This is a genomic window from Corallococcus sp. AB038B, from assembly GCF_003668955.1.
Classification (GTDB): Bacteria; Myxococcota; Myxococcia; order Myxococcales; family Myxococcaceae; genus Corallococcus; species Corallococcus exiguus.
The window spans coordinates 62,625-80,899 of sequence record NZ_RAWO01000002.1; the positions used below are offsets into that span (position 1 = coordinate 62,625).

Consider the following 18,275-nt stretch of genomic DNA (forward strand, 5'->3'; position numbering starts at 1 on the left):
CCGTGGGAAGCTAGCTAAAGCAGTATTCGCTGAAAATACCGTGAAGAATGTTTCCGTCAGCCGAGGACGAAGTCCTTGGGGCGCAGCGGCTCCGGCTGAGGCTCTCCCAGCGACTCCAGCATGTTGATCTCCGCCGTGCGGGACATCGCGAGCAGGGGCAGATCGTTGGGAGCTTCTCCGAAGGGCTCCTCCAGCTCCTCGCTCAGGAGGTCCAGGCCGAAGAACGTGTAGGCGATCATGGCCGTGAGCACCGGCGCGAACCAACCCATCGACTCGGCGAGGCCGAAGGGCAGCAGCAGACAGAAGAGGTAGGCCGTGCGGTGCAGGAGCACCGTGTAGGCGAAGGGCAGGGGCGTGAGGCGGATGCGCTCGCAGGCGGTGAAGATGCTCATCATGGAGTGCACCCGTTCGTTCAAGGCGGCCCAGGTGATGTCGGTGAGCCGGCCCTCACGGAGCAGGCGGGCCAGCTCCAGCTGGTGCTCGCGCAGGAGGGCATTCGGGCGGTTGCCGCTGCCCAGGACGCGCGAACGCTCGGGCTCCTCGAGGTGGCGGCCAATGGCCTCACCGGCGTCTTGCGAGCGGAGGTGCGCGGCGAGCGCGTAGGGGAAGGCGATGGTGCGGTGCACCAGCCTCCGTGCCGCATGCCGTCCCACGTCGGGCAGTTCGGCGCGTCCGTCGTCCAGCAGCGCGATGGTCGCGTGGGTGAAGGCGCGCACCTCGATGATGAGCGCGCCCCACTGCTTCCGTCCCTCCCACCACCGGTCGTAGCAAGCGTTGTTGCGGAAGCCGAGGAAGATGGAGAGCGCGATGCCGAGCAGCGACAGCGGCGCGGGCGAGGTGATGGGAAGCCGGATGTAGCCCTGCTTGAGCGTCAGGACGACCAACGTGGCGAGCGCCGCGACCCCCAACACGTGAGGCAGGACGCGCGGGAGGATGGTGCCGCGCACGACGAACAGGAGCTTGAAGAAGCCAGGGCGAGGACGAACGATCACAGGCGCGTCTCGTGCCCCAAATCCCCGGCTGTCGCAAGCGGTCCGCGCTGTGACGCCGCGAATGACCCTTGTTCATCCCGGGTGCATTGCCGCCCTAGACTGCCTCCCTCCTGGAGGCTGAATGCACCCGAAGAGACTTCACCGGTTCCCCATGTCCACGTTGCGCTCCCTGACCGTGGGGGTCGCGCTGGTGTGCGCCACTGGCTGCTCGGACGATGAGGGCGTGGACGTCCCCAACCCACTGACCAACCCGAAGGACGGTCCCCCGGCCGGCAACCCGAACGCCGAGGCGACGTGCACCGTGCCGGCCGAGGCGGGGCTCGCGGATGTGTCCCGGCCCACCACTGTCGTCGGGACGGGGACGCCGGCGAGCTGTACCTCGGATGCCTTCGTCAATGCCGTGGCGAAGGGTGGGGTCATCACCTTCGACTGCGGCCCGGAGCCTGTCGTCATCACGCTGGACCGGACGGCGAAGGTCTTCAACGACAAGGGGCCGGAGATCGTCATCGACGGCAAGGGGCTGGTGACGCTCAGTGGCGCGGGCAAGCACCGCATCCTCTACATGAACACCTGCGACCAGGCCCAGGTGTGGACGACCTCTCACTGCCAGGACCAGGACCACCCGCGGCTGACGCTCCAGAACCTCACCTTCGTGGACGCCAGCTCCAAGAGTGAGAAGGAGTACGACGGCGGCGGCGCGGTCTGGGTGCGCGGTGGGCGGGTGAAGGTCCTCAACTCCCGCTTCTTCAACAACCTGTGCGCGGACACCGGCCCGGACGTCGGAGGCGCCGCGCTGCGGGTGTTCGACCAGTACGACGACCGGACTGTCTACGTGGTGAACACGACCTTCGGCGGCAAGGAGGGCTACGGCGGGGTCGGCTCCAACGGCGGCGGCATCAGCAGCATTGGCGTGTCGTGGACCCTCATCAACAGCCTCTTCTCCCACAACCGGGCCATCGGAAACGGCGCCAATCCCGCGCAGCCGGGCACGCCCGGCGGTGGCAGCGGCGGGGCCATCTACAACGACGGCAACACGATGACGCTGTCGCTCTGTGGCACGCGAATCGAACACAACGAGGTCAATGCGCACGGCAGCGCCATCTTCTTCGTGACCAATGACCACTCGGGCGACATCCGCATCGACCGTTCGGTCATCCAGAACAACAAGGGCGGCTCCTGGTACGTGACCTATCCGCAGATCTCGAACCACTCGGACACGCCCATCCGGGTGACGAACTCCACCATCGAGTGACGGCCGCCGTGCAGCCAGCGCATCTTCGAGGCATGGCGCCATCTGTTACATTCGGCGCCATGCGTGCATGGCTGTGCTTCGTGGTCCTGTTCTGCGCCCTCGGCACTCCGGCCCTGGGCGTCACGGTGGAAAGGGTGCCCCGGCCCGCCGTGGGCTCCTGGACGGTGGACCTCACTCCGTCGCACGTCCTCAGGCCCGAGGTACGGGCGGAGGTCGACGAGATGGCCCGCTCGCTCAACGACCGCGGGCTGGGCCAGCTCATGGTGGTGATGGTGGACACCACGTCGCCCCAACGCTCGCGTGAATTCGCGATGGAGCTCTTCAACCGCTGGGGCATCGGTCATCCCGGGAGGGACGACGGCGCGCTGCTCTTCATCGCGTACGCGGACCGCAAGGCGGAGATCATCCTTGGAGATGGAGTCGATGAGCCCGACGACCAGGTGGCCAGCGACGTGGTGATGGCGCAGGAGATCGTGCCTGCCTTCAAGCGTGGCGACCCGAACGACGCCGTGCGCGGGGGCGCTCAAGGCCTGAAGGAGCTCATCGAGAACTCGCGGCTCAACAACCCCGTCGCCGTCGCCGACGCCCCGAGCGCCGCCAGTGACGACGTCGAGCTCACGGACTGGGACCGGGAGGCGTTCCTGAGCACTCCGCACATGGAAGTGATCACGGTGGAGGAGTCCTCCTCTTCGCCGAACGTCGGCCTCTTCGCGGGCGCCGCGGGCGTGCTCGGCGCGGCGGGGCTCGCGGGCAGTGCCTGGCTCCGCCGTCGTCCGCGCAAGTGCCGGACGTGCGGCACCACTCGAGTGCGGCTCAGCGAGGCGGAGGATGATGCGCACCTCGACCCGGGCCAGCGGCACGAGGAGAAGCTGGGCTCCGTGGACTACGACGTCTGGTGGTGCGCGCCGTGCGAGGACGCGGCCGTCGAGCGCTATGGCCGGTTCTTCTCTCGCTTCAAGCGCTGCAAGAAGTGCGGCTACGTGACGGGCAAGCAGACCTCGCGGACGCTGCGGAGCGCGACCTACGACCACGGCGGCGAAGTGATGGTGACCGTGCGTTGTGGACACTGCGACCACGTCTCCACCTCGCGCCACAGCACGCCCCGACGCACGCGGTCCTCGTCGTCGAGTTCCTCGAGCTCCTCCCGCTCCTCATCGTCCGGAGGTGGGCGCTCGTCGGGAGGAGGCTCCAGCGGAAGCTGGTAGGACCCCCTGGCCGCTCAGGGCCGCGTCGGCGCCCAGAGGGCGCTGTGGGCCTCCGGCGCGTCCGGGGATTCCTCCGCCGTGTAGAAGTAGGCCGCGACCGTGGCCCGGCCCCGTCCTTCGGGACACGTCAGCGCGGCGGGGTGGCCGTGCCAGTGGGTGTCGCCGTGCGCCATCACGACCAGCCGATCGAGCACCGGCGCAATGCGGGCCTCGCACCGGGAGAGGTCGGCGTTCCACAGCTCCAGGTCGCCGCCCCACTCGGGCTCCCAGCCCGGGTTCAGGTAGTACAAGACCGTGAGCCGGCGTGTGAGCGCACGCATGCGATCGCGGTTGAAGTCCGCGTGGAGCGCCAGATGGCCCCCACGCAGCGTGAGGTGCAGCCCTGCGCCCCGGAAGTGCGGATCCGCGATGAGCCCTTTGATGCCGGTGATCGTCTCCAGGAAGTCGAGGAACGACATGCCCGAGAACTCCGCGAGCAGGTGCCGGAGCGCGCCGTGCACGCCGTCGAAGGCCTTGCGCTGAAGCTGTCCCAGGCGGGCCGCCTGTTCCGGATGATCACGGCGCAGCCAGGGGGCCCCGGTCGCGCCTGGAAAGACGCCGGCCAGCTCCGTCGCCAGCCGCTCTCCCAGGAAGCCGTCGATGACGACGTGCGGATGGGGCCGGGCGGCGCCGTAGGTGTCGCGATGCGCCAACCCGAGCGAACGGAGCGCCGTCCGGCTGAGGAAGAAGCTCGGGCCCAGCAACGGGCCTTCATCGACGGTTGCGACGCTCACGGGATCTCTTCCTCTGGGGGTTGCTGGCCGCCGATGATGCCATGCGCACGAAACGCACGTCTCTTCCTGCCTCACCCGGGGGCGTCGCCTTCGGTCTCGAGGAGTGCCGCGAGGAACAACGCATACGTCAGCTCGGCGACGGGCCGACGCTCCCTCCGGGCCTGGAGGCGCAGCGCCTTGGGCAGGGAGCAGGACTGGCCCCGTTCACCGTCGCGCATCTGGACATAGCCTCGCGGGGAGTAGCCCATCACCTGCCAGCCCATGTGACACAGCGCCCGGCTGAGGTCGTCGGTGAGCTGGTGATGGAGGGCGCGAGCGATGGGGACGGGGCGGAAACGCTCGCTCGACCAGCCTTCCGTGTCCTCGTGCCAGCCGCGTGCGCGCAGGTAGTTCACCTTGCGCGCAAGTGACAGTCCGCCGACGTGGCGCTCGAGCTTCATGGGACCCCTTTGGAGCGGGCGTGGAGCATCGCTCCCATATTCCACACACCCACAGCGTCCCCTACAATCCAAGATTCTCGTTCCACATCGACCGGGACGAAACGCCCCGGAGGCCCGAAGACCATGGCGACGACGACTCGAGTCCCTCAGACGATCGACGCCTACCTGGCGGCCGTATCCGACCCGGCGGCGAAGAAGACCTTGAGCGCCTTGCGCACGCAGCTGCGCAAGCTGCTCCCCAAGGCCACCGAGACCATCAGCTACCAGATGCCCGCCTTCAAGGTGGACGGGAACCTCGTGGTGGGCTTCGCGTTCTTCAAGAACAACTGCGGCTTCTACCCCGGCAGCGGCAGCGTGGTGCCGGCGCTGAAGTCGGAGCTGGAGGGCTACACCACGTCGAAGAGCGGCGTGACCTTTCCTCCGGACGAACCGCTCCCGGCGAAGCTGGTGAAGAATCTGGTGCAGGTGCGGCTCGCGGAGATCGCCACGCGCGCGAAGAAGCCCGCGGCCGCGAAGAAGGCTCCCGCCAAGGGCTTCCAGGTGGGCGTGGTGCGCACGCTGCCCATGAGTGCCCCGGAACTGTGGGAGTGGATCACGACGCAGCCCGAGCGCTGGCTGGGCCCGGGCGCGACGTTGAAGGCCAAGGCGGGAGGCCGGTATGAGGCCCCCAAGCGTCGCGGCGCACCCGGCGTGCGAGGCGAAGTCCGGGTGGTGAAGCCCGGTCAGCGCCTTCGCATGACCTGGGAGACGGACGGCTGGAAGAAGCCGGCGACGTTGCAGCTCACGGTGACGCCGAAGGCGAAGGGTGCCTCCCTCCACGTGCACATGGAGAAGCTTCCAGACGCGGAGGTCCGCGAGGCCATGCGCGAGCGCTGGTCGAAGGTCCTCGCCCGGGTTGCCTAGAGTCCATCAAGGCGGCTCTCCCGCACTTCGTGTGGTTCCCCTCTGGGGAGTAGGCAGACGCGGCAAGCTGCCGGCGGGGCGAATACAGCCTGGGAATGGAAACGCTGTACCTACTTCCTGGGTGTAAGGAGGACCGGGTGGCGCACGGTAGCGCGGCGGGTGTCGTCCTCGGGGTGCGCATGGAGGGCACGGGAGCACGATGTCCCTCCTGCCAGACGCCCAGTACCGCGGTGCATGGCAGCTACGTCCGACGCCCGGCGGACCTGCCCGCCGCAGGACGCGTCGTGCAACTCGAGCTGCGTGTGCGGCGCTTCTGCTGCCGAAACCCGGACTGCTCCCGCCGCACGTTCGCGGAGCGGCCGGTGCGCCTGCTGGCCGCTCAGGCTCGGCGGACACGGCGGCTGGCCACCGCGCAGTGCGCTGTTGCAATCACAGCCGGGGCGGAGGCTGGGGCCAGGCTGCTCAAGCCCCTGGCCATGCCCACCAGTCCCGATACCCTCCTGCGGCTGATTCGTCGCGCTCCGCTGCCTCCGCCCAGCCCTGCTCGCGTCCTGGGCCTCGACGACTGGGCGCTGCGCAAGGGGCGCACCTACGGCTCCATCCTTGTCGACCTGGAAGCGCACCGCGTGCGGGACGTGTTGCCAGACCGCTCGACTCCCACTGTGAGCGCCTGGCTGCACCAGCACCCCGGCGTGGAAGTCATCGCCAGAGACCGGTCGACCGAGTACGCACGAGCGGCGGTGCTGGGCGCTCCAGAGGCACAGCAGGCGGCGGACCGCTTTCACTTGCTGCTTGACTGGACGGCAAATGATGGAGCGCTGGATGACCAGCGCTCACCCCCGCCTTCGAGCGCTACCAGCCGTGTCGAGCGCAGACACTTCTCCTGCACGTCGTCACACCAGCTTCTCGCGAACCCACGCCGAAGCTCGCGCCCGAGGGGAGAGCCGCTCCCGGCGTGTCGCCGCATACGAAGCCGTACGGCGGCGTCACCTGGCCGGGCAGCCTCTGCTGAGAATCAGCCACACACTGGGACTTGCGCGCGGGACGGTACGCAAATACGCAGCCGCCGAAGTCTTCCCCGAGCGCGCGGCGCGCGTGCCCGGACCGAGCATCCTCGACCCTTATCTGGAATACCTGACGCGGCGACACGTCGCGGGGTGTGAGAACGCCCGCGAACTCTGGCGGGAGATTCGGGCCCAGGGTTTCCGTGGCACCTCGAGGCAGGTCCACCGTTGGCTCCAGGTGCGACGGACCGTTCCGCCTCGCTCAGGGGCACGCGGTGACCCCGGCGGCAACTGGTGGTCGAAAGGCACGCGCCCCGATGCTCTCTCCTCCCCGAAGCAGTTGGCATGGTTGGGCGTGAAGAGGCCCTCGGAATTGACCTCCGCTGAGACCGCGACATTGGCGCGCATCGAGCAGGACGAGGAAGCGTCACGTGTCGTCGCATTGACCCGTCGGTTCTGCGAACTCGTGCGCTCGCGGGGCGTTTCACAGCGAGCAAGGCCAACGAGGTCTTGTGGGCCCTTCGAAGCGTGGTTGGACGAGGCTCGTGTGTGCGGGGTACGGGCAGTGGAAACCTTTGCGGAGGGCCTCGAACAGGACGGTGATGCCGTCCGGGCCGCCCTGACCTCTCCCTGGAGCAACGCCCAGGCCGAGGGCCAAATCACGAAGCTCAGGCTTCTCAAACGTCAGATGTATGGCCGCGCCAACTTCGACCTACTGCGTCGTCGAGTGCTGCTCACCGTCTGAACCTACGGTCCACACGAAGTTCGGGAGAGCCACGGAACTGGGCTACTCCCACCTCTCGCCTTGCGAGCTGTATGCCCCGGCCACCGGACAGTGGTCGCTCACCAGCGGCGTATTGACGCCCCGCTCGAACGCCTCGGCCACGCTGCTGCCCCAGGGCAAGGTGCTGGTGGTGGGCGGCCATGGCTACGGCGACCAGGTCCACGGGGAGGCGGAGCTGTTCATGTCATGAGGAGTCCGTCATGGGTTGCCTTGGGCAGACGCGGTGCAATCCCTTGCGGGTGAGCTGGACGCGGAGGGGAGATGCAAATGCTTGCGCCACCTTTATTTCCCGGCGCCCGCTGCGATATGACAGGCGGCGAAAAAGGCTCTCGAAATCCAGGGGGGATGCCGCGTGTCGGATTCATCAGACGACGTGCTGCGCCATGTCGGAAAGGCAGCGCAGGGAGTCCGGGAAGCGGAGACGGCCGCCCGTCAGGTTCGAGCCGGTGAGCCGCCCGTCCAGGCTCTGAAGCCCCTGGAGAATGCCCTGCGGCAGGTGCCAGGGGTTCAGCAGGCGACACAACAGGTCCAGGGCCTCCAGCAGGCCGCGGCCGTGGCGCGGGGGGCCCTGGGCGCCGTGGGCGGGTTGGAGGCCTTGTCCGGGATGGTCCAGGCCCTCGGTGGCCAGGCGCCATTGGACAAGGTGCGCTTCTCCTTCCAATCCAGTGCCGCGCCCGGCGCCGGCTGGCGCGTGGTGGCCCTGCATGCGCGAGAGGGGCTCAGCGAGCTCTACACCTGCGGGGTGGACCTGGCGAACGAGCACCTGAACGCGGATGTGGATGGGCTGCTCGGCGCCTCGGCGGAGGTGCTCATCGCCCATGAGGCGGGCGCGCGCCGCCTGTGCGGCATTGTCCACCAGGTGGAGCATCTGGGCACCCAGGCAGGGCATCTGCTCGCGCGCGCGCACGTGGTGCCCGCGCTCTGGTCGCTGTCGTTGCGCAAGGACCAGCGCATCTTCCAGGGGAAGACCGTCCCGGAGATCCTCGAGGAGGTGCTCATCCAGGCGCTACGGCCCTTCGAGCGGCCCTTCCGGCTGGAGTTCAACCGCGAGTACCTGCCGCGCGAGTACTGCGTGCAGTACCGGGAGTCGGACCTGGACTTCCTCCAGCGCCTTATGGAGGAGGAGGGCATCGTCTTCTACTTCGACCACTCGGGGGAGCAGGAGGAACTGGTCCTCATCGAGGAGAACGAGCAGTCGCCCGCGTGTCAGGCGGTGATGGGGACGCCCATCACGGTTAAGGGCCCGGAGGCGGCGACCGCCTCGGACGAGTGTCTTCGCCACTTCGACTATTCGCAGCAGCTGCGCACCACCAGCACGGTGGTGCGGGACTTCAACTGGACGCACCCGGACTACGATTTGACGCGGGAGTCCCGGAGCAAGGATGAGCTGGGCCGGGAGCGCGAGTCCTACGAGTACCCCGCACCGCTCCTGGGGCCGTATGACGTGGGGGAGAAGAAGTACAAGTACGAGCCGGCCCAGAAGCAGGAGCTGCTGCGCCGTCAGGCCTTCCAGGCCGAGGGCAAGCGGGGCCTGGGCGAGGGCTATGTGACGGGCTTCACGCCGGGGTACATGTTCGAGCTGACGGGACATGGCCACGCCGCGCTGGACGAGTGGTACCTGCTCACCCGGGTGGAGCACCACGGCGACGCGTCCGAGGAGCTGACCCAGGACTCGTTGTCGCTGCGCGCGCCGGGCGAGCGGCGTGAGCGCTATCGCAACACGTTCGAGTGCATCCCGCTGGATGTGCCCTTCAAGCCTGAGCGTCGGCGTCCGCGCGCGAGGATGGCGGGGTTGCAGACGGCGACGGTGGTGGGGCCGTCGAGCGAGGAGATCCACACCGACGAGCACGGCCGCATCAAGGTGCAGTTCCATTGGGACCGGCAGGGGAAGCGGGACGAGAAGAGCTCCTGCTTCCTGCGGGTGGCGCAGGCGTGGGCGGGGCTGGGGTGGGGCTTCTTCTTCCTGCCGCGCATCGGCATGGAGGTGCTGGTGGACTTCCTGGAGGGGGACCCGGACCGGCCGCTGGTGGTGGGCTGCGTCTACAACGGGAAGAACTCGCCCCCATATGCGCTGCCCGAGCACAAGACGCGCAGCACCATCCGCACGTCGAGCTCCAAGGACAGCGACGGGTTCAACGAGCTGCGCTTCGAGGATGCCAAGGACTCCGAGGAGATCTTCCTGCACGCGCAGAAGGACTTCAACGAGGTGGTGTTGCACAACCACACCACGTCGGTGAAGGCGAATCAGACGAACGCGGTGGACGGCTCCCAGACGGAGACGGTGGGCGGTGACCAGTCGATATCGGTGACGGGCAAGCGCACCAAGTCCGTGGACAAGGACGAGACGACCACCGTCAAGGGCAAGCGGACCGAGACGGTGGACAAGGATGAGGACATCACCATCAATGCCACCCGCACGGAGAGGGTCACCGGGAAGGAGACGCTGAGGCTGGATGGCGGGCGGGAGGCGACGGTGAAGACGCAGGAGAAGCTCACCGTCAATGGCAACCGCCAGGAGACCATCAACGGCGATGACGACCTGACCGTCACCGGCTACCGGAAGGACCACGTCACCGGCGTGTACGAGATGAAGGGCGACGCGCAGGTGAAGGCCCTCCAGGGCGAGGTGAGCATCACCCTGGAGGGGAAGATCGACGTCTCGGGTCAGTCGAAGACCATCGAGATCCACAACAGCTCAGGCTCGATGAAGTACGAGGGCTCGAAGATCGACGTGACTGCCAAGAGCGAGCTGAACCTCGTGTGCGGCAACGCGAGCATCTCGCTCAAAAAGGACGGCACCGTCGAAATCACCGGCAGCACCGAGATCACCCTGAGCTCGGGCAGCAGCGTGGTGAAGGTGTCGCCCCAGGGGGTCTCGAGCTCCGGGGCGAAGATCACCTCGTCGGCGGTGGCGATGCACGAAATCTCAGGTGGGGTGGTGAAAATCAACTAGCAGGTCGGGTGTTCCCGGGGGACCAGAGGATGGAATCACTCACCAAGCCACTCGAGAAGGTGATGGAGGCCGCGGAGTTCTTCATGCGGACCTCCTCGCTGCGGCTGCTCTACGTGACGACCACCGATCTGCTTCGCATTCCGGTCCTGGAGCACGTCTTCGCGACGGAGAGCCTGCCGGAGAACTGCTCGGCGTTCCTCTTGCTCGAGGCGCCCACGGAGTCCGCGGACGACGGATGGAGCCTTCGCTCGGACGAACTCCGGATGGATTGGCAGACGCTGCTCGATGAGGCTCCCGGTGGTTTGGAGCCGCTCTGGCCAGAGCAGGCCTCTCGTTCGACGCTCTCACGATTCGGGTTGGAGCTGGGCCGCGCCCTCGCGGGGATGCGGGCCCCGATGACCGGGCTCGTGGTCGTCCTGGCGCCGGTGTGGATCAAGGACGCCGAGCGGTGGCGGCAGGACCTCACCACGCTGCTGGGCGTGAGGCAGCTCGAGCGTGTCCGCTTCATCGTGGTGGAGGTGGACTCCACGCACACGGCCGAGGTCATCGAGAAGCTCGGGGCGCGAGCCGAACGGGTGGACGCGGGCGTCGACCTGGCTGCTCTGCAGGACGAAACGAATGCCAGCCTCGAGGCGCAGCGGACGGCGCCTCCGGGTTCCGCGGGGCCCCGAAGGTCGGGCGCGGCGGGCCCCGGGGTGACACCACCTCCCCGACCGCACAAGGTCGCCGCCGCGAGCGCCGAGGCACTGGCCGCCACCGCGGCGGCACACGGTCTGCCCACGGCGATGCTGGACGTGGATCTGATGCAGAAGCTCAAGGTCCTAGTGCTGACAGCCGCCAGCCACATGCGAGGGGGCGCGACCGCGGAGGCGGTGCGCGTGCAGCGAGAGGCCCGGGACTTCTGCGTGGCGCATGGCCTGCGCCGAGAGGCCGTGGTCAATGAGCTGGTCCTGGCGGGATACGTCCTGCAAGGGGGCAGTCCGGACCGGGCCCTGGAGGTCTATCGGGGGGCGAAGGCGCGGGCGCTGGACGCGGACCTGAACGAGCTGGGAGTGCAGGCGCAGCTCGCCATGGGGTCTTGTCTGCTGCTCCTCAAGAAGACCGACGCCGCCGTGAGTGCCTACTCGGAGGCGGGGCAGCTCGGCGCCCGGACGGGGGCGTCGGTCATGGCGATCGAGGCCTATCGCATGTGCGGCCAGCTCCTGCTCTCTCAAGGACGGAGCAAGGAGGCCGCCACCGCTTTCCAGCGCGCCCTCGGCGTGTCCACTCACGCGGGAGCAGAGGTTCAGCGGGCCTCGACGGCCAAGGAGGCTGCCCAGGCACTCGCGGTGGTCTGTCGCAAGCACGGCCTCCGTCAGCAAGCCGAGTCACTCGAGGCGCAAGCCTTGGTGCTCGAGGCTCTTTCGACGGCGCCGCCGTCGGCTTCGCCGAAGTCGAAGTGAGAGAGGCCGCACGATGCCCATCCAGAGCACTTTCTTCGACCTGGTTCTGGGCCAGGACATCCATCTGGTCGCCATTCCGACCCCCGCCGGGCCGGTTCCGACGCCCATCCCCATGCCCTTCGTGGGGATGGTCTTCGACCCGTTCGGCCTGGCGCTGGGGGCCGCCATTGGCATGGCCACGGGAGGAGGGCCTGGCGTCGTCGCCGTCAATTCGCTTCCCGCCACGAACTGCGGCACGAACGTCACCAACATGCTGACCCTGCCGCACGTCTCGGCGCCCGGCGTGCTGCTGGTGACGGCGGGCAAGCCAGTGGCGGAGGGAGACGCCGAGCTCTACTTCGGATCCAAGGACGTCACGCTGGCCGGGTCGCTGGGGGTGAGGCTCGGGGACATCGCGCTGAGCTGCAGCGACCCGGTCCGTCTTCCGACGAGCGTGGTGCTGGCCGTTCCCAAGGGGATGCCGGTGCTCAATCTCAACCCCATGGTCCCGGACCTGAATGCCATCGCGATGGCGCTCATCATGAAGGGCCTGGGGGCGCTGGCGAGGGCGGGGGCGCGTCTGTTCCGGCGCATCCGCGCGTCGAACTTCATGCGCCGCCTGAGTCAGCGCCTGGGGGGCTGCCATCCACCGGCCAATGCCTCGCGCTGGCGCCAGATGTGGTCTCGAACGGTCCGCTTCGTCACGGGTCACCCGGTCGACGTCGTGACGGGCAATCTTTTCACCGACGTGACGGAGGTCGAGTTGCCGGGCCCGCTCCCGCTGGTGCTGGAGCGGGTCTACGAATCGGCGGGGTCTGCTCAGTCCCGCGCCCTCGGGTTCGGTTGGGCCCACACCCTCGATGAGTCGCTCTGGGCGGAACGCGGTCGAGTCGTCGTGCGGTGTGGGGACGGACGCGAGGTCGAGTTCCTCACGTGGGACCTGCCGACGCGCGTGATGCGGCCGGGGGATGCGTTGGAGCGCGTCATCCACAAGATGACCTTGCGGTGCATCGGGAGGGATCGCTTCGAGGTCGAGCATGCGAACGGACGCATCCACGAATTCGCACCGGTCGAAGGTGATGGAGCCCGCCGCGCGCGGCTGGTGCGCATCCGCTCGCGGGATGGGCACCACCAGATTGGCTTGTCCTATGACCGGCATGGGCGATTGGAGTGGGTCCGGGACAGCGCTGGTCGACTCATCGGCTTCGAGCACGACGGGAATGATCGGCTGACCGCGCTGAAGCTCCCGCTCTCCCGGGAGAAGGGTTGGTACAAGCATCGCGAGTACCGCTATGACGTGCGGGGAGACTTGGTCGAGGTGCGCGACGCGGAGGGGCACGCCTGGCGTTATCAGTATGAGGGCCACCTGCTGGTGCAGGAGACGGACCGGGCGGGGCTGTCCTTCTACTTCCAATACGATGGGCGCGGCTCGCTCTCGCGGTGCATCAGGACGTGGGGAGACGGCGGAATCCACGACCACGAGATCGACTACGACGTCAGGAACAAGAAGACGGTCGTCAGCGACTCGTTGGGCGCCACGACGGTGTATGCCTTCAACCTCCGCAACCAGGTCGAGTCCGTGACGGATGCACACGGAGGGGTGACCCGTCACGACTACGACCCGGACACGGGTGGTGAGACGCTCACCGAGGACCCCTCCGGCGCGAGGACGACGAAGCGCTACGATTCGCGAGGAAACCTCGTCGAGGTCATCAGGCCCGACGGAGGCGCGCTCCGGCTCGAGTACCAAGGAGACCTGCCGGTCCGGGCCCTTGATGCGCGCGGAGGTGAATGGCGTTGGTCCTACAGTCGGGAAGGCCGGCTGGTGGAGTACTCCACGCCTTCGGGCCAGCGCTCCAGGTTTGGGTGGGAGCAGGGGATGCTGAGATGGACCGAGGCGGCGCCCGGGCGCCGTGTCGACATCGACTACGACGCGCAGCGGAACATCGCCGCCGTCCACCTGCCGACGGGCGCGGTGCAGCACTACCAGGCCGACAACCTGGGGCGGCTCGTCCGGGTGAAGAACGTCCGCGAGGGAGTGCTCAGATATCGGCACGACACCGAGGGGCGGGTCGTCGAGGCGCAGAGCGCGACGACGGTGACCCTGCGCATGGTCTACGACGCCGAAGGCAATCTCGTGGAGGTCAAGGACACCACTCGACACGTTCGCATGGGTTATGGCCATTACCATCGAGTGGTCTGGCGGGACGAGGGCGACACGCGCCAGTCCTTCGAGTACGACACGGAGGGTCGGCTGAGCGGGATGGTGAACGAGGCCGGCGAGCGATACGCGTTCATCCTCGATGCGATGGGCCGGGTTCGGGAGGAGGTCGGCTTCGATGGGAGCAGACACGTCTTCCTGCGGGACGCCGCCGGGCGAATCACGAAGACGCTGTCGCCGAACCATCACACTAGCGAGCACCGCTACGACGCCGTCGGGCGACTGGTCGAGGTGACGCACGCGGATGGCACCTTCGCTCGCTATGGCTATGACCTGGGGGGCCTCATGGTCCTCGCCGAGAACGAGTCGACGAAGGTCGAGTTCGAGCGCGACGCCATGGGACGGGTGACGATGGAGCGGGTCGCCGGCCGTGAAGTCCGGTCGACCTACGGACTGGACGGCGCGCGGACCGAGATGACCACCTCGCTCGGCGCGCGTCAGGCCATCGCTCGTGACGCCTCGGGGAGCGTCGAGGCGCTGTTCTTCGGGCACGCCGAGGACTTCGAGGGCGTGGCGGATGTGTGCTTCGCGCGGGATGGGTTCGGTCTTGAGGAGGCGCGGTGCTTCAAGAGCGGCGTTGACGTCGAATGGGAGCGCGACCCGGCGGGCCGGCCGCTGGGCCGAAGGACCGTCCGGCGTGATGGGCCCCCGCGAGCAGGAGGGCCGAAAACGGGGCGAGCGCCGCGAGAGCTTGATGCGCTCACGTATCATTGGCGAGGCGAGGATCAGCTCGCGGAGATCGTCGACGCGAGTCGGGGGGCTCGGGTCCATGACCATGACGCCCGTGGCCGGCTCATTCGCGAGCGTCGCCCCGACGCAGTCGTCGAGCGGGCGATGGACGCGGTCGGCAACGTCTACCGGACCGCTGACCGGGCAGACCGCCACTACGGCAAGGGGGGACGCCTGGAGCAGTCGGGCGCGTACCGGTACACCCACGATGCGGAGGGCAACCAGATCCAGCGTATCGGACCGGATGGCACCTGGTGCTACGAATGGAACGGGCATGGGATGCTCAAGGAGGTCTCGAGGCCAGACCGGACCAAGGTCTCCTTCGAGTATGATCCCCTGGCGCGAAGGACCGCCCGGCGGGTGGTGAGCCCCGAAGGCGTCGTCACGGCGGAGACCACCTTCACCTGGGATGGGCACGTCGTCGTGCACGAGATGGACAGCGGGCAGGGGCTGGTGACGTGGCACTTCGAACCCGACACCTTCCAGCCGATTGCGAAGGAGCAGGGGGGCCGTCGCTGGAACATCGCCTCCGATTTCCTCGGGGTTCCCACGGAGATGTATGACGAAGTCGGCGAGCTCGCGTGGAAGATGCAGCTCGACGTCTTCGGTGTCGCGCGCGTGGAGGTAGGCGAGGCTCGCGACTGCCCCTGGCGTTGGCCGGGGCAATACGAGGATGAGGAGACGGGGCTCTACTACAACCGGTTCCGCATGTTCGACCCCGAGCAGGGCCGGTTTCTGTCCCGAGACCCCATCGGGTTGCTCGGAAACACGAACCTGTTCTCCTATCCCAGCGACCCTGTCACGGGCATGGACCCGCTCGGCTGGATTCCCGCGCCTGCGGGGCTCCCGGATGTGCCGGGCGTCTACATCATCACGAACCAAGCGACGGGCCAGTCGTACGTCGGCAGCGCGGGAATCGGCTCACAGGGGATGGCCACCCGCGTCTCCAGCGTCTCGGGACATCCGAAAGCACAGCAGCTCCTCGGGATGGAGGGCACCGTCGTGCAGTACATGCGCGTCAACATGCCGGAAGGGCTGTCGGCGAGCGAGCGGAACAACATCCTGCGGTACTTCGAAGCCCAGCAGTACCAGCGGCAGGTGGCCGCGGGATTCACGATGCTGAATGGTGACTCCATCCAGGGGGCCAACAAGGTGGCCCATGCGGAAGGCCTCATCGAACGGCACGGCGTGACAGTGAGCAAGCGGCGCGTAACCTGTCGGTAGGAGGAACTGAGCACATGGGGACGTGGGGTTTCGGGAATTTCGAGAACGACACCGCGGGTGAGCATCTGGTCGGCGTCGTCAGGCCGCTGTTGCAGCAGATCGCCGACACCGTGAGGGACGAGGCGCTGATGGCCCCTGACGAGTACGACGGCGTCGCAATGATTTCGAATCTGGAAATCATCGCATGCCTCGCCGAGAGCCTCGGGAAGTCGTCAGAGTCGAAGACCGCGCCGGGGATGGAGTTGCCGCCGCCCGCGACGATAGAGAAGTGGCGGGAAGACTATCTTCGGGTCTGGGATGGCTACATCGACCAGTTGAATCCCAAACCCGATTTCAAGCGGCGTCGACGCAAGGTCATCCAGACGACCTTCGAACGAGTCCTCGCGGCGGCTCAGAGAGAGCACGCCCGATAGCTCGCCCCGACACGCGCCTCACGGTCCCACGTTGCTCTCGATGTGCTTGCGGCGCTTCTCGAGGGCCGTGCGCTCGGTGCCGGGCAGTTCGGGCAGTTCGGGCAGTTGGAGCCAGGCGCAGAGCAGGGCGTACTCGTAGCTCACGTAGTCCTGGGTGCGTTGGTCCAGGGACTGGAGGAGGGCGCGGACCTCGGGCAGCACGTTCCCGCCCGGGACGATGCCCGTCACCGTCACGGCCGAGGACGCTGCGGGCAACCGCGCCACTTGCGATTTCCAGGTGTCGGTGACCGTGAACCCGTCCCCTTTCGATGCGGGGACGGAGCCGGATGCAGGGACGGAGCCGGATGCAGGGACGGAGCCGGATGCAGGGACGGAGCCGGACGCGGGGATGGAGCTCGACGCAGGTGCGGAGCCGGACGCAGGGACGGAGTCGGACGCGGGGACGAAGCCAGACGCGGGTGTCCCGCCCATCCCGGAGCCAGGGGGCACGGGGTGCGGATGCGCGGCGGGCAGTGGTGTGCCCGTGAGCGCTGTCTGGGGGCTGCTGGGGCTCCTCGGCGCGATGGCGGCCCGGCGGCGCTCCATCTCCTGAGCGCCATCCGAGTGGTGCGGACCTGGGATGCCCTGGCCCGTTCCGGCGGGCACCCCGGGTTCACCTACAGGCGGAACTCCTTCTCCAGCAGCTCCGCCGCGCGCGCGGCTCCAGCCTCCGCTCGCAGCTCCTCCCGAAGGGCTGCGAGCCGCGTCGCGACGGCTGGGTCCTCCGTGAGCTGAAGCAGCGCGGAGCGCAACGCATCGGGCGTGGCGTCATCCGTGTCGATCCGCCTCGCGATGCCGAGCGCGACGAGCTGGTCGGCATTGGCGAACTGGTCCGTCGCCTGGGGCACGGCAATCATGGGCACCCCGCAGTACAGGCCCTCCTGCGAGCCTCCCATGCCCGCGTGGGTGATGAACGCATCTGCCTGTTCGAGCACCGCCAGCTGTGGCACCCAGCGGTGGACCTCCACGTTGTCTGGGATTGCTCCCAGATCCTCCAGCACCACGTGCTTGCCGATCTGCAGCACGATGTGCCAGCCGGGAAGCCCACCAAAAGCAGCGAGGCACGCACGGTAGAATCCGGGCTGGCGGGTGAAGGTCGAGCCGAGCGACACCAGCAGCACCTTCCGCGCGCCCGCGGGACGCTGCCACGAGCCCTGTGCCGAGCGATCCCCGAAGCACGGCCCCACGAAGGAGAAGCGCTTTCGGTCCACCCGGTCCGCCTGGGGTTGGAGCGCGCGAGGAATGAGCACCAGCCCGCGCGCAGGCTTCCCGACGAAGAGCATGGCGTCGGTCTCCGCCACGCCGCACTCCTTCAGCCAGGCGGAGTAGCGCTGGTAATGCGCCACGGCGCGCGGCTCGGTGCGCAGCATCTCCACCATCGCGGCCATGTCCTGCTCGTAGCCCTCCCAGGCGACGGAGGAGGGTGAGAGCTGGACCGCGGGAATGCCCCAGTTCTCTCCGAGGATTCGCGCCGTGGAACAGCCGATGTCGTAGAGGAAGAGATCCGGCCGGTCGTGCTCATAGGTCGCGCGCAGCTGCGGAAGCATGGACATGGCGTCATCGAGGAACATGTCCAGCTGTCCCACCAGGTCATCAGGCCAGCGTGTATCCGGTGCTCCTTCGCGGGGGAGCAGGGAGCGGTAGGGGCGAAGCTCGGCGCCCGTGCGGGAGATGGGTTCCGCGAAGGCCGCGTCGTTGGCGTACGTCACCCGGTGGCCTCGGGACACCAGCTCCCGGATGAGCTCCAGGCTCGGGTTGACGTGGCCATGGGCGGGGATGCTGACCATCGCGATGTGGGCACGGCGAGACATGGCTCTCTCCTGACGAAAGTTGGCGAGACGAACCGTCTCGTTTCGACAAGGTCCGCCGGAAGTGGATGAATGTCAAGACGAGACGGTCCGTCTCGTTTGCTGGTAGGCTGG

Annotated in this window: 16 protein-coding genes; 11 read left to right on the forward strand and 5 right to left on the reverse strand. The window is 67.8% G+C overall.

The genetic code is table 11. The features are described 5' to 3' along the window. Positions 1–56: 56 nt before the first annotated feature. Positions 57–992, reverse strand: coding sequence for a bestrophin family protein (locus D7Y04_RS11680; RefSeq protein WP_120593967.1), 936 nt, complete (start codon positions 990–992; stop codon positions 57–59). A 121-nt stretch (positions 993–1,113) separates the two neighbouring features. Between D7Y04_RS11680 and D7Y04_RS11685 the strand changes: the two genes are divergently transcribed. Together D7Y04_RS11685 and D7Y04_RS11690 are read left to right on the forward strand one after the other, a co-directional pair. After that, positions 1,114–2,244, forward strand: coding sequence for a hypothetical protein (locus D7Y04_RS11685; RefSeq protein WP_121759366.1), 1,131 nt, complete (start codon positions 1,114–1,116; stop codon positions 2,242–2,244). Between the two features lie 59 nt (positions 2,245–2,303). Beyond that, positions 2,304–3,449 carry a YgcG family protein gene (locus tag D7Y04_RS11690; RefSeq protein WP_121759367.1) on the forward strand — a complete coding sequence of 382 codons (1,146 nt, stop codon included), beginning with the start codon at positions 2,304–2,306 and terminating at the stop codon, positions 3,447–3,449. Between the two features lie 14 nt (positions 3,450–3,463). On the opposite strand, the gene D7Y04_RS11695 is transcribed toward D7Y04_RS11690, so the two are convergent. Together D7Y04_RS11695 and D7Y04_RS11700 are read right to left on the reverse strand one after the other, a co-directional pair. Further along, positions 3,464–4,222, reverse strand: coding sequence for a 2OG-Fe(II) oxygenase (locus tag D7Y04_RS11695; RefSeq protein ID WP_120593964.1), 759 nt, complete (start codon positions 4,220–4,222; stop codon positions 3,464–3,466). 71 nt (positions 4,223–4,293) lie between these two features. After that, entirely contained in the window at positions 4,294–4,662 is a 369-nt protein-coding gene (locus tag D7Y04_RS11700; protein WP_120593963.1) for a hypothetical protein, read from the reverse strand. A 123-nt stretch (positions 4,663–4,785) separates the two neighbouring features. Between D7Y04_RS11700 and D7Y04_RS11705 the strand changes: the two genes are divergently transcribed. From D7Y04_RS11705 to D7Y04_RS11730, 8 genes are all read left to right on the forward strand, one after another. After that, positions 4,786–5,565 carry a DUF1801 domain-containing protein gene (locus D7Y04_RS11705; protein ID WP_121759368.1) on the forward strand — a complete coding sequence of 260 codons (780 nt, stop codon included), beginning with the start codon at positions 4,786–4,788 and terminating at the stop codon, positions 5,563–5,565. 179 nt (positions 5,566–5,744) lie between these two features. Continuing rightward, positions 5,745–6,728, forward strand: coding sequence for an ISL3 family transposase (locus D7Y04_RS46730; protein WP_366928048.1), 984 nt, complete (start codon positions 5,745–5,747; stop codon positions 6,726–6,728). 196 nt (positions 6,729–6,924) lie between these two features. Then, positions 6,925–7,314 carry a transposase gene (locus tag D7Y04_RS46735; RefSeq protein ID WP_366928047.1) on the forward strand — a complete coding sequence of 130 codons (390 nt, stop codon included), beginning with the start codon at positions 6,925–6,927 and terminating at the stop codon, positions 7,312–7,314. Further along, positions 7,262–7,543, forward strand: coding sequence for a hypothetical protein (locus D7Y04_RS45095; protein WP_171806262.1), 282 nt, complete (start codon positions 7,262–7,264; stop codon positions 7,541–7,543). Before D7Y04_RS46735 ends, D7Y04_RS45095 begins: the two co-directional genes overlap by 53 nt. 162 nt (positions 7,544–7,705) lie before the next feature. After that, positions 7,706–10,306, forward strand: a complete 2,601-nt coding sequence (locus D7Y04_RS11715) for a type VI secretion system Vgr family protein (protein ID WP_147477088.1) — start codon at positions 7,706–7,708, stop codon at positions 10,304–10,306. A gap of 29 nt (positions 10,307–10,335) precedes the next feature. Beyond that, complete coding sequence (locus D7Y04_RS11720; RefSeq protein ID WP_147477089.1) at positions 10,336–11,748, forward strand: tetratricopeptide repeat protein; 1,413 nt, start codon at positions 10,336–10,338, stop codon at positions 11,746–11,748. Positions 11,749–11,761: 13 nt separating this feature from the next. Next, entirely contained in the window at positions 11,762–15,901 is a 4,140-nt protein-coding gene (locus D7Y04_RS11725) for a DUF6531 domain-containing protein (RefSeq protein WP_121759371.1), read from the forward strand. A gap of 14 nt (positions 15,902–15,915) precedes the next feature. Continuing rightward, the gene (locus D7Y04_RS11730; RefSeq protein ID WP_121759372.1) at positions 15,916–16,314 is read left to right on the forward strand and encodes a DUF4259 domain-containing protein; all 399 of its coding nucleotides are present in this window, start codon (positions 15,916–15,918) and stop codon (positions 16,312–16,314) included. Positions 16,315–16,332: 18 nt separating this feature from the next. Here the strand turns inward: D7Y04_RS11730 and D7Y04_RS44410 are convergent, their stop codons facing one another. Further along, a complete protein-coding gene (locus tag D7Y04_RS44410) occupies positions 16,333–16,578 on the reverse strand; it encodes a hypothetical protein (protein ID WP_171806263.1) in 246 nt (81 codons plus the stop codon). Here D7Y04_RS44410 and D7Y04_RS11735 point away from each other — a divergent pair. Further along, positions 16,532–16,906: an MYXO-CTERM sorting domain-containing protein gene (locus tag D7Y04_RS11735; RefSeq protein WP_158627494.1), complete on the forward strand. Its 375-nt coding sequence runs from the start codon at positions 16,532–16,534 to the stop codon at positions 16,904–16,906. The two genes, D7Y04_RS44410 and D7Y04_RS11735, sit on opposite strands and share 47 nt — an antisense overlap. A 64-nt stretch (positions 16,907–16,970) precedes the next feature. On the opposite strand, the gene D7Y04_RS11740 is transcribed toward D7Y04_RS11735, so the two are convergent. Then, complete coding sequence (locus D7Y04_RS11740; protein ID WP_121759374.1) at positions 16,971–18,164, reverse strand: macrolide family glycosyltransferase; 1,194 nt, start codon at positions 18,162–18,164, stop codon at positions 16,971–16,973. Between the last annotated feature and the right edge of the window lie 111 nt (positions 18,165–18,275).

Bases quoted from the DNA above. Each gene is read 5' to 3' on its own strand.
- D7Y04_RS11685 (WP_121759366.1), top strand. From the start codon at position 1,114: ATGCACCCGAAGAGACTTCACCGGTTCCCCATGTCCACGTTGCGCTCC.
- D7Y04_RS11690 (WP_121759367.1), top strand. From the start codon at position 2,304: ATGCGTGCATGGCTGTGCTTCGTGGTCCTGTTCTGCGCCCTCGGCACT.
- D7Y04_RS11700 (WP_120593963.1), bottom strand. From the start codon at position 4,662: ATGAAGCTCGAGCGCCACGTCGGCGGACTGTCACTTGCGCGCAAGGTG.
- D7Y04_RS11705 (WP_121759368.1), top strand. From the start codon at position 4,786: ATGGCGACGACGACTCGAGTCCCTCAGACGATCGACGCCTACCTGGCG.
- D7Y04_RS46730 (WP_366928048.1), top strand. From the start codon at position 5,745: ATGGAGGGCACGGGAGCACGATGTCCCTCCTGCCAGACGCCCAGTACC.
- D7Y04_RS45095 (WP_171806262.1), top strand. From the start codon at position 7,262: ATGGCCGCGCCAACTTCGACCTACTGCGTCGTCGAGTGCTGCTCACCG.
- D7Y04_RS11720 (WP_147477089.1), top strand. From the start codon at position 10,336: ATGGAATCACTCACCAAGCCACTCGAGAAGGTGATGGAGGCCGCGGAG.
- D7Y04_RS11725 (WP_121759371.1), top strand. From the start codon at position 11,762: ATGCCCATCCAGAGCACTTTCTTCGACCTGGTTCTGGGCCAGGACATC.
- D7Y04_RS11730 (WP_121759372.1), top strand. From the start codon at position 15,916: ATGGGGACGTGGGGTTTCGGGAATTTCGAGAACGACACCGCGGGTGAG.
- D7Y04_RS11735 (WP_158627494.1), top strand. From the start codon at position 16,532: ATGCCCGTCACCGTCACGGCCGAGGACGCTGCGGGCAACCGCGCCACT.
- D7Y04_RS11740 (WP_121759374.1), bottom strand. From the start codon at position 18,164: ATGTCTCGCCGTGCCCACATCGCGATGGTCAGCATCCCCGCCCATGGC.